The sequence below is a fragment of the Amycolatopsis sp. ATCC 39116 genome (assembly GCF_000231075.2).
GTDB classification, from domain to species: domain Bacteria; phylum Actinomycetota; class Actinomycetes; order Mycobacteriales; family Pseudonocardiaceae; genus Amycolatopsis_E; species Amycolatopsis_E tucumanensis.
In genome coordinates this window covers 84,055-96,697 of the sequence record NZ_AFWY03000003.1, presented here as the reverse complement: position 1 = coordinate 96,697, position 12,643 = coordinate 84,055, and the positions used below count along the sequence as shown (strand labels likewise).

Here is a 12,643-nt window from a genome sequence, read left to right as displayed (position 1 = left end):
AAGGAGAGCGTCATGTGTGGTGGAGTTCCGGTCGTCTTCGACCGGCGCAAGTTCCTGGCGGGCGTGGCGGCGACCGCGGCCGGGGTGGCGGTGGTGGGGGCTGCTCCGGTGGCAGCCGCATCGCCCGGGCGGCGGATCCCGAACAGCCGGATCGGGCTGCAGATGTACTCGGTGCGGGACGCGTTCATGTCCCAGCCGGAGGCGGTGCTGCGGGCGCTCGCGCGGGCCGGGTACCGGAACCTGGAGTTCGCCGGATTCCCCGGTGGCACGGATCCGGCGCACGCGCGGGAGATCCGGCCGCTGCTGGACAAGTACGGCCTGCGGGCGGTGTCCAGCCACCACGGGTACGCGGAGTTCCTCGACGAGGCGCGGGTCGGTGAGCTGATCGAGATGGCGCGGATCCTGGGGCAGCGCTACATCGTGTGCCCCGGCGGGGTGCCAGACACGGCGGAGGGTTTCGCCGAGGCCGGGCCCGCGTTCAACCGGGCCGGGGAGCGGATCCGCCGGGCGGGGATGAAGCTGGGGTACCACAACCACACCAGCGAGTTCACCGGTCACGGGCCGGACGGGCGGACCTTCTACCAGATCCTGCTGGACAGCTCCGATCCCGAGTTGCTGTACCTGGAGCTGGACATGGGGTGGTCGTCCGCGGCGGGGCTGAGCGCGCAGGAGAACGTCGAGCTGATCCGGGCCAACCGGGGCCGGATGCTGCTGGCGCACGTGAAGGACCTGGACGCCAACGGCAATCTGGCGGACCTGGGCACCGGGGTGGTCGACTACCGCACGATCCTCAGCGGGGCGACCCGCCTGGGCATGCGCGAGTTCATCATCGAGAACGACGACCAGAGCAACCCGCTGACCGATTCGCGGGCCGACCGCATGCACGACTACCTGGCCGCGCTGCGCCTGCGGTAACCGCGGCAGCGGTAGCCGCGGCAGCGGTGGGGGTTCCGGCTCCGGCGGGGTTTGGCAGGCCCGCCGGAGCCGGACCACGCCGCCCCCGGCACGAAGGCCGGCAGCCGCGCGCCGCGCGGCCCCCACCACGAGGTTCGATCCCCACGGCATCCCCCGCGCCCGCCGCACGGCCCACTCCCCAGTCCGCCGCCTCAGATCATCTCCCGCCGCACCACCCACACCGGCGCATCCAGCCACGCCAGCCCAGCACGGGCCCCCACCGCATCCCCCGCACCAAGCTTGCCGCCTCAGATCATCTCCCGCCGCACCACCCACACCGGCGCATCCGGCCACGCCAGCCCAGCACGGGGCCCCCACCGCATCCCGCACCAAGCTCGCCGCCTCAGATCATCTCCCGCCGCACCGCCCACACCACCGCTTCGATGGGCGTCGCCACGCCGAGGCGGTCGCAGACGGCCCTGATGCGGCGTCGCACGGTCCGGCCGGACAGGCCCACCCGGCCGCCCACCTCCTCCGGCGACAGCCCCTCCGCCAGCAGCCCCAGCAGCACCAGGTCACCGCGGGGCAGGTCGGTCACCTCTGCCACCCCGCGATCGTCATCGCCCGGACCGCGCCGGGTCAATGACAGAACAAGACAAGACGTCACACCGCGGCGGCCGGATCGAGCCGGTCCCACCCGCCGGTCGGCAGCGGCCGCACCTCCCGCACCCACGACGTCCGCACGTACGGCAGGCACACCTGAACCGGCTCGCCCACAACCGGCCCCAGCTCCCACGCGCACTCCCGCCCCTCCAGCGACGCGGCGAGGAAGTCGTTCCACCGCCCGTAGTCCGACTCCACGACCAGCTCCGCCGGCGCGTCGAACTCGATCGTCGCGAACCCGCGGCTCAGCTCGTGCTCGGCGTCGAACAGCAACATCGCGTCGATCAGGCGCAGCTCGCCGTGCCACGCCCACACCGGCGGCCGCCCACCGGTGCCGACCCCGGCTCGCTCCATCGCCGCCACCATCGCCCGGTACGGCGCCACCAGCCCGGCCGGCACGCGGTCCCAGTCGCCGACGAGGTCGCCGGTCACCCTGGACAGCGGCTGGAAAGTACGCAACAACACGATCACCGAGGCTAACGAGGGCCGCCCCGCGGCACCTCCGGGTAATTCCCGGAACCGGTGAGCAGCTCGACCACCGCGCCGACCCCGCCGCGCTCGAAGGCCGCCCGCTGCCGCGACGCCCCGCCACCGGCCGCCACCAGCGACGGCACCGCCTGCTCGGCGAACTCCTTCGCCCCACCGTCCAGGTGCGGCCGCACCTCGTCCAGCAACCGGGCGAGCACCACCGGAACCGGCCGCAGCACCCGGTCCACCGGGTCGACGCAGGTCCCGTCCAGGCCGTCCCGCGCCGCGCGCCACAGGTCGGCCCGCAGCACCTCCTGCGGCACCCGCGGCGCGTCCACCCCGTCCCCGATCCGGGCGAAAGCCGTGGCGGCGAGGCCCTGCGCGAGCACCGCGAGCAGCGCCGCCTCCCGTTCCGTCGCCGCCACGTCGCACACCCGGATCTCGACCGTCGGGTGGCGCGGCGACAGGCGCATGTCCCAGTAGAGGTTCCCCGGGTCCATGATCGCGCCCGATCGCGCCATCTCGTCGACCAGCTCCTCGTACTGCCCGGCCGAGGCGGCGTAGGGCGGCGGGCCGCCGCTGGGCCAGCGGGACATCGCCAGGTACCACCAGCTCGCGTACCCGGTGTCGGCGCCCTCGGCGAACGGCGAGTTGGCGCTGACCGCCAGCAGCACCGGCAGCCACGGCCGCACGTGGTTGATCACCCGCACGCCGGTGTCGGAGTCCGGGACGCCGAGGTGGATGTGGCACCCGCACACGTGTGCCGTGCTCATCAGCCCGCGGAAGTGGTCGGCGATCCGCCGGTACCGACGGCCGGGGCTCAGCCGCACCGGATCGGCGCTCATCGGCGGGGACCCGGCGGCCAGCAGCCGCAGACCGGCGCTTGCCGCGCCGTCGCGCAGCCGCGCCCGCTGGTCCCGCAGGCACTCGAGCAGCTCGTCGGACTGCTCGCGCACCGGCGTGACCGACTCGACCTGGCAGCTCACCATTTCCGGCTGCAGCTCCCCGGCCACGTCGTCGGACCCGGCGAGCACGGCAGGCGCCGCGGCCGCGAGCCGGTTCCGACGGTCGACCAGCAGGAACTCCTCCTCGACGCCCACGGTGACGGTCATGCCGCCCCCAGCATCGCGGCCGCGATCGCGTCCGCGTCGCGGCAGAACGGGCTGTCCTGGCCGGGCCGTCCGGTGCCGACCTGGGTGAACCACCGGGTGTTCTGCGTGATCACGCCCAGCGCGTGGATGTCCGGAGCCGGCTCGCCGCGCGCGTCGACCACCCGGAACGGCGCGGGCGTGACCGCGAGCCCGCCGGTGGCGAAGAACTCCCCCGTCGCCGGGTCGGTGTTGACGAACTCGCTGATCAGCCCGTCGGCGAGCATCTGCCGGAGCAGCGGGTTGCGGTCCCGCGCCAGGTCCGGGCCAGGGGCGCGCGCGTCGATCAGGGTGCCCGCGTTCCGCCGCGATCCGGCCACCCGCGGCGAGGAGATCGTGAACCCGGCGTCGATCCGCGCGTCCGGGCCGACGACGTCCAGCACACCGGCGTCGAGGAGCGCGACCAGCTGCTCGACGTGGTCCGGCGGCGGCCCGGCGGACAGCAGGAAGTTCGCCGGCACGAACCGGGACAGGAAGTCGCGGTGCGACGAGGGCAGCAGCCCGCCGAAGTCGACGATCCCGGGCAGCGCGGGCCGCAGGGTGCGCAGCATCTCCAGCGCCGCCTTGACCGGGCTGCCTTCCGGGCCGCGCCTGCTCCGCGACGTCCCGCACCAGGACTTCCCGCAGCCGCGCTCGGAACTCCGCTGGGTCCGCAAAGGACAGTCCGTCGAAGGGACGCGCCAGCTCCTCCGGTCGCAGGGGCGGCACGTCGGTGAGGCCGAACGCGGCGAGCACCTTGCCCGTGCGGCGTTCGTCCACGCGGTCGCGCTCGTCCACCACGTCCGGGAACGCGGCGGTGAAGCGCGTGGCCTCGTCCTCGCCGTCGCGGAGGCCGACGATCCGGCGGTAGTAAGCGTGCTCGACCTCCGCCCAGATCAGCGGTTCGACCTCGGCGGCGAAGTCCAGTTTGGTGCTGCCGCGCGCGTCCAGCGCGGCCGTGCGCAACCGGTCCAGGCGGGCGGTGGTGAGCAGCACCGGGTCCGGGGCGAGGTCGGGGCGGTGCACCTGGGCGCGCGCCAGGAAGGGCAGACCGCTGCGCGACCCGGCGACGATCAGCGGTTCGTCGCCGCTCGGCACGTACCGCAGCTTTCCGTCCGCGCGGGTGAACCGGCCGCCGCGGCCGAGGGTCAGCGACCGGACGACGTCGTAGAACGTGAGGCCGAGCCCGCGAACCGCGACGGTCTCCCCGGCGAGGATGTCGTCGAGCGGCAGGTCGGCGGCGATGCCCGGCCCCAGGACCCGGCCGCTCGCCCGGAGCCGCCGGTCCTCCTCGGACGGTTCCAGGTCGCTGTGGCCGGTGGTCAGAACGACCTTGTCGGCGAGGATCGTCCTGTCCGGCAGCCGCAACCGCAGCCCACTCGCCGTGCGGGTCAGGCCGGTCACCTGCGTGGTGACAGGCCGGATCTCCACCCCGTCCGGCGCTTCGGCGCACAGCCGGTGGAACGTTTCCCGCAGGTAGGCGCCGTAGTGACGGCGGGAGGGATACTCGTGCGGCGCGACGGCCGACCACGCCGCGAAGTCCCGTCCGGGGAACGGGCTGTCCGGGGAGTGCGCGGTCAGTTCACCGGCCGTGGCGTTGGTGGCGTACCACCCGGACTGCCGGGTGCGCCAGACGCGTCCCGGCCCTGGCTCGACCGGCTCGACCGCCCAGATCGTCACGGGCCGCGGAGCAGCCGCGAGCCGCACGACGAGCCGTTCCAGCACGGACAACCCCCGAGGCCCGACGCCGATGACCGCCAGGGACAGGGGCCGTCGTGATCTCATACGGCCCGGGTACCAAAACGATCAGGAGCGAAACCCGAGCGGTGGGTGAGCCTCCCCTCCTCGGTGGAGGTGTGAGGCCTCGCTGTCGGCCCAGAGCTCACCCGGCGGGCGAGCCGCTACGCCTGCGTAGCCTTCGAATCCCAGACCCGGTGACAGCAGGGCGCCCCCAGCCCTCGCGCCACCTGACAGGCAAGCCGCTACGCCTGCGTAGCCCCCAGCTCGCAGGCCCGGCGACCACAGAACGCCGCCCAGGCCCTCAACCACCCGCTACGCCCGCGTGACCTCCGGCCCCCCGACCCGGTGACAGCAGGGCGCCCCCAGCCCTCGCGCCACCCAGCAGACGAGCCGCTACGCCTGCGTGGCCTTCGGCTCGCGGGCCCGGTGGCCGTTCGGCCCACTGTGGGAGCGCGCGAACGGCAGCTTGTCACCCACCTTCTCGCCGAGCTTGGCGCGCACGACGCCAGCCGCGCCCTGGACCGCGGGGTGGTCGGCGACCGCCCGGTAGGTCCGCACGATCTGCTCGTACCTCGCACGCCCCGCCCGCGCCCCGAGCACGTACCCGACGGCCGCGCCGAGCAGGAAAGTCTTCATGCCCGCCTCCTGGTGTGTCCGGCTCGATCACTCATTGTCCCCCAAGGCGCGCGAAACTGCCGGGGGGTGCTTGCAGAGCGCGATCGCCCATGAGCTAGAGTTCTCTCCCGTCAGCCCGGAGCGATCCGGGCAGGCCAGAGCGTTCCCCTGTAGCTCAATTGGCAGAGCATTCGGCTGTTAACCGAAGGGTTGCTGGTTCGAGTCCAGCCGGGGGAGCTTCCACCCCAGGTCAGGCGACCTGGGGTTTTTTCTTGGCCGACGAAAAAGGGGCACGCCACCTGCGTGTGACGTGCCCCATGCCGAGAAAAAGATCAAACGCTCCGCAGCACCGACACCACGGCGCCCAGGATCACGGCCCGGTCGCCGTCGATCACCTCGTACGCTGGGTTTCGCGGCTCCAGGTACACGTGGCCGTTGCGGCGCCGGTAGACCTTCACCGTCGCCTCCTCGTCGATCATCGCCGCGACGATTTGGCCCGAGTGGGCCTCCGACTGCTGCCGCACCACCACGATGTCGCCGTCGCAGATTGCCGCGTCGATCATCGAGTCGCCGCGCACCCGGAGGCCGAACACGGTGCCGCGCCCGGTCAGTTCCCTCGGCAGGGTCAGCGTGTCGTCCAGCTGCTCGATCGCCGAGATCGGCGTGCCCGCCGCGATGTCACCCACCACGGGCACCGGCACCGAATCATCCGACGAGGAACCAGGCGACGACGAACCGGACAGGAACGCCCGCACGTCGATCGGCCGGGACATCGTCGCGCTGCGGCGCAGGAAACCCTTCTCCTCCAAGGCCGCCAGGTGCTTCGACACCGACGACGAGGACCGCAGCCCGACCGCCTCGCCGATCTCCCGCGTGTTCGGCGCGTACCCGTACCGGTTCACCCAATCGCGGATCGCGACCAGGATCCGCTGCTGCCGCTCGGGCAGTGACGCCACGTCCAGGTGCTCGAAAAGATCGTCGTAGGAGGCCACCCGCGGATGTTAGACGCTCACACCCGCGCCACCGCGAACACCCGCCGGAACGGGAACCACGTCGTCCCGTCCGCGCGCGGCGGATAGGCCTCGTTCAGCAACGGCGCCAGCTCGGCGCGGAACCGCTGCCACTCGTCGTCGTCCAGCGCCGCCCGCACCGGCCGCAACGCGGTCCCGGTGATCCACTCCAGCACCGCGTCCGGCCCGCTCAACCGCTGCACGTACGTCGTCTCCCAGGCGTCCACCGAACACCCCGCGTCGGCGAACAACTCCGCATACTCCGCCGGCGTGTCGACCGCGTCGACGCCCCGCAGCCCGCCCACCCGCGCAGACCACTCCGGCCGGGCCGCCACCTCCCGGACCAGCGTGTGCGACGGCGAGTCCATGTTGCCCGGCACCTGCATCGCGAACCAGGCGCCCGACGGCAGCTCCCCCACCCAGCGCCGCAGCAACGAACGGTGCTCCGGCACCCACTGCAACACCGCGTTGGTGACCACCACGTCCGTGTCCGGCTCCGGCGACCACTCGCGCACGTCGGCCACCCGCGCATCGAGCCCCGCGGCGCGCGCCGCCTCGACCATCTCCGGCGAGCTGTCCAGCGCTTCCAGCTTCGCCCCTGGCCAGCGCGAGGCCAGCGACAGCGTCAGGTTTCCGGGCCCGCAGCCCAGGTCCACGACCCGCCGAGGCTCAGCCGCGTCGATCCGGCCGATCAGGTCGTAGAACGGGCGTCCCCGCAGGTCCGCGTAGTCGAGGTACTTCGCAGGATCCCACACAGTACGAGCGTACTGCTAAGCCTGAGGCGGCGCCAGCTTCTCCGCGGCCTCCCGCGCGATCGCCGCGACGACGTCGAGGTCGACGCCGGGATCCGGCCGCGCCTGCAGCACCACGCCGTCGCGCCCGGGCAGTTTCCGCTGCACGAACCACACCCCGCCGCTGGTCAGCTCCGCCCGGTGGCGCGCCCGGATCGAGCCGTCCACGCGCTGCCGGACCAGCCACGGCACCTTGCCCGGCCGCGGCAGCTCGAACCGCACCGGCTCGCGGTCGCGCAGCACCACCGCGGCGCCTGCCGTGCCGGTCTCGTCGGCCTCGGTGACCGTCAGCGCCCCGTCACCCCAGACCGCCTTGCTGATCAGGTGCCAGCCGATCCGCCGGGCGCCATCGGGCACCGGAATCCACAGCCCCAGCTCGGTGACCACCAGGTGCCCGCCACCGCGGACCGGCGCCGACCCGATCGCGTTCTCCCCCTCGGCCAGGCGTCCGGGGAAGTCCTCCGGCAGCGGGTCGCCGATCAGCCGTCGCAGCCACCGCACGGCCTACCCCAGCCCGCCGATGGCCTGCGCCTTGAGCGCCTTCCGGTACTCCTCCAGCGCTACGAGGTCCCCGAACAACGCGCGGTAGTCGTCGGCCGCCTCGATCGGCGACAGCCGCTGCAGCCGCGACTTGATCTCGGCAATCTGCCGCCCGACCAGGTTCTCCTGCACCGCGGCGATCATGCTGCCGATGTAGTGCCCGTCGGCCTCGCCCTTGGCGCGCAACGGTTCCACGGCCAGCTCGGACAGCAGCGAGCGCACCGGCCCGTCGGGCGTGTACGGGGTCGCCGCGTCGATCAGCGCCGGCCCGGCCAGCCCGCTGCCCGTGCCGCCGGCCTTGAGCACCGCGCGGTGGACCGCCACGTACGCCGGGTGGGTGAAGGCCTCCTCGGGCAGCGCGTCGTACTCCGGGCCCGCGTACGCCGGCTCCTGCAGCGCGGCCTTGAGCACCTCGCGCTGCGCCATCAGCCGCGGGTCGTTCGGGTCCGGGCGCGGCACGTCCGCCGCCGGGGCGCCGTTGACCCGCTGCACCGGCTTGCGCCCGTTGGTCCGGACCGCGCCGCCCGCGCTCTCCCGCACGCGCCGCACGACCATGGCCTCGTCCTGCCAGCCGACCCACCACGACAGCTTGGTCGCGTAGCCGTCCCGCTTCGCGCGGTCCTTGATCTGCGCGACCAGCGGCACGGTGCGCTGCAGCGCGGCGACCTGCCCGTCGACCGAGTCGAGGTCGTACTCCTTGAGGATGCTGCGGATCGCGAACTCGAACAGCGGCGTGCGGCGGGCGACCAGGTCGCGCACCGAGGCCTCGCCCTTGGCGAGCCTCAGGTCGCACGGGTCCATGCCGTCGGGCGCGACCGCGATGTAGGTCTGGCCGGCGAAGGTCTGCTCGCCCTCGAACGCCTTGAGCGCCGCCTTCTGGCCCGCCTCGTCGCCGTCGAAGGTGAAGATGATCTCGCCGCGGAACGCGTCGTCGTCCATCAGCAGGCGGCGCAGCACCTTCATGTGCTCCTCGCCGAACGCCGTGCCGCAGGACGCGACCGCGGTGGGCACGCCGGAGGCGTGCATCGCCATCACGTCGGTGTAGCCCTCGACGACGACCACCTGGTGGCGCTTGGCGATCTCCCGCTTGGCCAGGTCGAGCCCGAACAGCACCTGCGACTTCTTGTAGATCGGGCTCTCGCTGGTGTTGAGGTACTTGGCCTGGATCGGGTCGTCGTCGTGCAGCCGCCGCGCGCCGAACCCGACGACGTCGCCGGACAGGTCGCGGATCGGCCACACCAGCCGCCGGTGGAACCGGTCGATCGGGCCCTGGCGGCCCTCCTTGACCAGCTGGGCCTTGAGCAGCTCGCTGAACTCGAAACCGCGGTTGAGCAGGTACTTCGTCAGCTTGTCCCAGCCCGCCGGTGCGTAGCCGCAGGTGAACGTGCGGGCCGCGGTCTCGTCGAAGCCGCGCTCGGCGAGGAAGTCGCGGGCGATCTGGGCCTCGGGCGTGCGCAGCTGCTCGGCGTAGAACTCGGCGGCGGCCTTGTGCGCCTCGACCATGCGGCTGCGCGTGCCGCGGTCACGCTGGACGCTGCCGCCGCCACCCTCGTAGGTGAGCCGGAACCCGACGCGGTCGGCCAGCCGCTCGACCGCCTCGACGAACGGGAGGTGGTCGATCTTCATCAGGAACTTGATGACGTCGCCGCCCTCACCGCAGCCGAAGCAGTGGAAGGTGCCGTGCGTGGGCCGGACGTTGAACGACGGGGTCTTCTCGTCGTGGAACGGGCACAGCCCCTTCAGCGCTCCCCCGCCGGCGTTGCGCAGGGCCACGTAATCGCCCACGACCTCGTCGATCCGGTTGCGCTGGCGCACCTCCGCGATGTCACTTTCCCGGATCCGGCCTGCCACGACGACCAGTCTAGTGACCGGCGGGGCCGGGTCGTACGGCACACTCGGGTGTGTGAGCACGCTGGATGGGGTCGCCGCGGAGTTCGCCGGGCTGCGCGCGCACCTGACCGCCGTCGCGTACCGGCTGACCGGCTCGGTGAGCGACGCCGAGGACGCGGTCCAGGAGTCGTGGCTGCGGCTGGCCGCGCTGGACGAGCGCAAGCGTGCGGAGATCCACGAGCTGCGGGCCTGGCTGACCACGGTGGTCGGGCGGATCTGCCTGGACCGGCTGCGCTCGGCGACCGCGCGGCGGGAGAAGTACGTCGGCCAGTGGCTGCCGGAGCCGATCGTCACGCCGCTGGGCGCGCCGTCCGCGGACGACCCGCTGGAGGCCGCCGTCCGCGACGAGGGCGTGCGGATGGCGGCGATGATCGTGCTCGACAAGCTCACGCCCGAGCAGCGGGTGGCGTTCGTGCTGCACGACGCGTTCGCCGTGCCGTTCGACGAGATCGCGGAGATCCTGGGCGTCACCACGGCGACGGCGCGGCAGCACGCGTCGCGTGGACGGCGTGCGCTGGACGACGCGCAGCCGCCGCCGCGCGCGGAACTGGCCGAGCAGCAGGAGATCCTCGACCGGTTCATGACGGCATTGGCGAAGGGCGACGTGCGGGCGGTGGCCGAGGTGCTGCACCCCGACGTCGTGCTCATCGGCGACAGCGACGGCAAGGCCAAGACCACGGTGCAGGTCATGGTGGGCGCGGACAAGATCATCCGCTTCTTCCTCGGCCTGCTGCGGTTCTACCGCCCGGAGGCGCTGGCGGGCGGCCGTCCGCTGCTGGTCAACGGCGATCTCGGGTTCTACCTGCCGCCCGCCCCGGGCGGCGACGGCTACCGGCCGCTGGACGCGCACCTGGAGACGTTCACCGTCCGGGACGGGCTGATCACCGCGATCTACGACCAGGCCAACCCCGACAAGCTCAGCCGGCTTGCGGAACCCGGCACGCGTCCCCCGACGTGAAGCCCTGGTCGGTGATGTCGAGTGCGCTGTTGACGCGGGCGCGCTGGTTCTCCAGGCCGATCAGGTAGGTCAGCTCGATCAGCCCGGGCCGGCCGAACTCGCGCTCCAGCTCGGCGACCTGCTCGTCGGTGACCGCGACCGGGGTCTCGGACATCGCGTCGGCGTAGGCGAGGGCGAGGCGTTCGGCGCGGGTGAACAGCTCCGACGTGGCGTAGTCGTCGATGTTCTTCAGGCGGTCGATGTCCAGGCCGTGGTGCTTCTGCAGCATCGTGCCGAAGTCGACGCACCACGAGCAGCCCAGCCGCACGGCCGTCCGGTACTGGGCGAGCTCGGCCACGTTCACCGGCAGGTGCTTGATCGCCTTCTCGACGAGCATCTCGTGGATCCCGCTGGCGCGCATCAGGGCCGGCCGGTGCGCGGCGACGGCGAACGGCTCCGGCACGGCGCCGAAACGCTTGCGCGCGTAGCGGTAGACGAGCTTGGTGAGCAGGCCGGCGTCCTTTTCGGACACCGCGGGGATGCGTGGCATGTCGTCCTCCTTCGTGGTCCTGCCGAGGGGACGAGACGGCCGCGCGAGATGTGACAGCGAGCTGGTGGCGCCGGTCACCGCGCGGCGACGGCACAGGCCTTCGGATCGTCGGCGACCGCCGGCGCTACCGGGCAACGCTGACGAACATGGGCGCCCCGGTACCTCGGCTCCGATCCCGCACGGGCGATCGCGGACGGCCACGGCGGCAAGAGCTACCGCGCCGTGTTCGAGGTCTTCAGGTCGACGGCTTCCCGGGGTGTGACGGCGAGCGCCACGGCCATCGCGAGAGCGGCGCACGCGAACGCGATCGTCAACCCCGGGCTGCCGAAACCGCCGGTGCACAGCACTGCGACCGCGCCGAGGCCCGCGGTGCCGACGACGCCTCCGGCCTGGCGCGCGAAAGCCAGCACACCCATGCTCGCGCCCAGCACTTCCTTCGCCGCGGTGGCCTGCACGAGCAGCGTGTACGCCGACGCGGTGAGCCCGAACGCGGCACCGGCCAGGAACAGCCCCGGCACGAGCACGGCCACGCCGGCGTGCGGCGCGAGGGCCAGCAGGACGAGACCCACAGCGCCGCTGGCGCAACCGAGCCGCCCCCACGCCGGCAGGTCCGGCCACCGGCGCGCCCACGCCGCGAAGGACGCCGAGGTGACCAGCTGACCGGCCGTCATCGCGGTGAGCAGCGCGGACGTGGCGCCGATCAGCGCGACGGCCAGGGAGACGTAGGTGAAGGTCCCGAACAACGCGAGCCCGGACAACGCGGTGACGACGACCGCGCGGCGGGTGGTGCGATCGGAGAACATCGCGCGGACGGCGGGTCGCAGCGGCGGGGTCCGACCGGTTCCGGTCGGCAGGCCGCGGAAACCGATCGCGAGGGCGATCAGGCACAGCGGGAGGTTGAGCAGGAAGATCCACCGCCAGCCCGGTCCGGCGACGAGCAGCGCGCCGAGCGGCGGGCCGCCGACGGAGGCGAGCGCGAAGACCGCCGTCTGCCACCCGGCGCGGCGGATCAGCTGGTCGCGGTCGAACATCTCGCCGAGCGCGCTCATCGCGGTGACGACGAGCCCGCTGCCGCCGACGCCCTGGACGGCTCGCCCGGCGACGAGCGTGGCGATGTCCGGTGCGACGGCGCAGGCGGCCGACGCGGCGGCGAAGACGAGGACGGACCCGGTGAAGACGGCGCGCCGGCCATGGCGGTCGCCGAGCCTGCCGAGCACGAGCGTGGCGAACGTGACCGTGACCAGGTAGGCGGTGGTGACCCCGGCGACGGCCGTCCCCGCGGCGAGGTCGGCCTGCAGGGCGGGCAGCGCCGCGACGACGACGGTGGTGTCGAGCTGGGCCATCAGCATGCCGAGCAGCAGCGCGGCGAAGGCGCGGTTCTTTGCGTGCATTTCGCACATATTATGCGTGCGTTTTGC

The 12,643-nt window shown here is 72.9% G+C and carries 13 protein-coding genes, 1 tRNA gene and 1 pseudogene; 3 read left to right on the top strand and 12 right to left on the bottom strand.

Annotated features, from left to right (window positions below):
- Window positions 1-12 precede the first annotated feature (12 nt).
- Window positions 13-915, top strand: a complete 903-nt coding sequence (locus AMY39116_RS0305260; protein WP_020416647.1) for a sugar phosphate isomerase/epimerase — start codon at window positions 13-15, stop codon at window positions 913-915.
- A gap of 382 nt (window positions 916-1,297) precedes the next feature.
- On the opposite strand, the gene AMY39116_RS0305255 is transcribed toward AMY39116_RS0305260, so the two are convergent.
- The 6 genes and pseudogenes from AMY39116_RS0305255 to AMY39116_RS0305230 form a co-directional block, all read right to left on the bottom strand.
- Window positions 1,298-1,501 (bottom strand): LuxR C-terminal-related transcriptional regulator, encoded by a 204-nt coding sequence (locus AMY39116_RS0305255; RefSeq protein WP_020416646.1) that lies wholly within the window; start codon window positions 1,499-1,501, stop codon window positions 1,298-1,300.
- A 56-nt stretch (window positions 1,502-1,557) separates the two neighbouring features.
- A complete protein-coding gene (locus AMY39116_RS0305250; RefSeq protein ID WP_157358421.1) occupies window positions 1,558-2,022 on the bottom strand; it encodes a hypothetical protein in 465 nt (154 codons plus the stop codon).
- Window positions 2,023-2,033: 11 nt separating this feature from the next.
- Window positions 2,034-3,137 (bottom strand): glutamate--cysteine ligase, encoded by a 1,104-nt coding sequence (locus tag AMY39116_RS47355; RefSeq protein ID WP_020416644.1) that lies wholly within the window; start codon window positions 3,135-3,137, stop codon window positions 2,034-2,036.
- Window positions 3,134-3,724, bottom strand: a complete 591-nt coding sequence (locus AMY39116_RS47350; RefSeq protein WP_020416643.1) for a hypothetical protein — start codon at window positions 3,722-3,724, stop codon at window positions 3,134-3,136. Before AMY39116_RS47350 ends, AMY39116_RS47355 begins: the two co-directional genes overlap by 4 nt.
- A 799-nt stretch (window positions 3,725-4,523) precedes the next feature.
- Window positions 4,524-4,937, bottom strand: a pseudogene (locus AMY39116_RS48045) (FAD/NAD(P)-binding protein); the annotation flags it as partial.
- Between the two features lie 348 nt (window positions 4,938-5,285).
- Window positions 5,286-5,528 carry a hypothetical protein gene (locus tag AMY39116_RS0305230; protein WP_020416641.1) on the bottom strand — a complete coding sequence of 81 codons (243 nt, stop codon included), beginning with the start codon at window positions 5,526-5,528 and terminating at the stop codon, window positions 5,286-5,288.
- Between the two features lie 143 nt (window positions 5,529-5,671).
- Here AMY39116_RS0305230 and AMY39116_RS0305225 point away from each other — a divergent pair.
- A tRNA-Asn gene (locus AMY39116_RS0305225) sits at window positions 5,672-5,744 on the top strand.
- A gap of 95 nt (window positions 5,745-5,839) precedes the next feature.
- Here AMY39116_RS0305225 and lexA read toward each other — a convergent pair.
- Genes lexA through dnaG form a run of 4 tightly spaced genes read right to left on the bottom strand, consistent with a single transcriptional unit; the run spans window position 5,840 to window position 9,699 of the window.
- The gene (gene lexA / locus AMY39116_RS0305220) at window positions 5,840-6,499 is read right to left on the bottom strand and encodes a transcriptional repressor LexA (protein ID WP_020416640.1); all 660 of its coding nucleotides are present in this window, start codon (window positions 6,497-6,499) and stop codon (window positions 5,840-5,842) included.
- 17 nt (window positions 6,500-6,516) lie between these two features.
- Window positions 6,517-7,272 (bottom strand): trans-aconitate 2-methyltransferase, encoded by a 756-nt coding sequence (locus AMY39116_RS0305215; protein ID WP_020416639.1) that lies wholly within the window; start codon window positions 7,270-7,272, stop codon window positions 6,517-6,519.
- Between the two features lie 15 nt (window positions 7,273-7,287).
- Window positions 7,288-7,809 (bottom strand): hypothetical protein, encoded by a 522-nt coding sequence (locus AMY39116_RS0305210; RefSeq protein WP_020416638.1) that lies wholly within the window; start codon window positions 7,807-7,809, stop codon window positions 7,288-7,290.
- 3 nt (window positions 7,810-7,812) lie between these two features.
- Window positions 7,813-9,699 carry a DNA primase gene (dnaG, locus tag AMY39116_RS0305205; RefSeq protein ID WP_020416637.1) on the bottom strand — a complete coding sequence of 629 codons (1,887 nt, stop codon included), beginning with the start codon at window positions 9,697-9,699 and terminating at the stop codon, window positions 7,813-7,815.
- 13 nt (window positions 9,700-9,712) lie between these two features.
- Here dnaG and AMY39116_RS0305200 point away from each other — a divergent pair, with 13 nt between their 5' ends.
- Complete coding sequence (locus AMY39116_RS0305200; RefSeq protein ID WP_020416636.1) at window positions 9,713-10,696, top strand: RNA polymerase sigma factor SigJ; 984 nt, start codon at window positions 9,713-9,715, stop codon at window positions 10,694-10,696.
- On the opposite strand, the gene AMY39116_RS0305195 is transcribed toward AMY39116_RS0305200, so the two are convergent.
- Entirely contained in the window at window positions 10,656-11,225 is a 570-nt protein-coding gene (locus AMY39116_RS0305195) for a carboxymuconolactone decarboxylase family protein (RefSeq protein ID WP_020416635.1), read from the bottom strand. The two genes, AMY39116_RS0305200 and AMY39116_RS0305195, sit on opposite strands and share 41 nt — an antisense overlap.
- Before the next feature lie 212 nt (window positions 11,226-11,437).
- Window positions 11,438-12,616: an MFS transporter gene (locus AMY39116_RS0305190; protein ID WP_020416634.1), complete on the bottom strand. Its 1,179-nt coding sequence runs from the start codon at window positions 12,614-12,616 to the stop codon at window positions 11,438-11,440.
- Window positions 12,617-12,643 lie beyond the last annotated feature (27 nt).

Bases quoted from the DNA above. Each gene is read 5' to 3' on its own strand.
- AMY39116_RS0305260 (WP_020416647.1), top strand. From the start codon at position 13: ATGTGTGGTGGAGTTCCGGTCGTCTTCGACCGGCGCAAGTTCCTGGCG.
- AMY39116_RS0305195 (WP_020416635.1), bottom strand. From the start codon at position 11,225: ATGCCACGCATCCCCGCGGTGTCCGAAAAGGACGCCGGCCTGCTCACC.
- AMY39116_RS0305230 (WP_020416641.1), bottom strand. From the start codon at position 5,528: ATGAAGACTTTCCTGCTCGGCGCGGCCGTCGGGTACGTGCTCGGGGCG.
- AMY39116_RS47350 (WP_020416643.1), bottom strand. From the start codon at position 3,724: ATGCTGCGCACCCTGCGGCCCGCGCTGCCCGGGATCGTCGACTTCGGC.
- AMY39116_RS0305190 (WP_020416634.1), bottom strand. From the start codon at position 12,616: ATGCACGCAAAGAACCGCGCCTTCGCCGCGCTGCTGCTCGGCATGCTG.
- AMY39116_RS47355 (WP_020416644.1), bottom strand. From the start codon at position 3,137: ATGACCGTCACCGTGGGCGTCGAGGAGGAGTTCCTGCTGGTCGACCGT.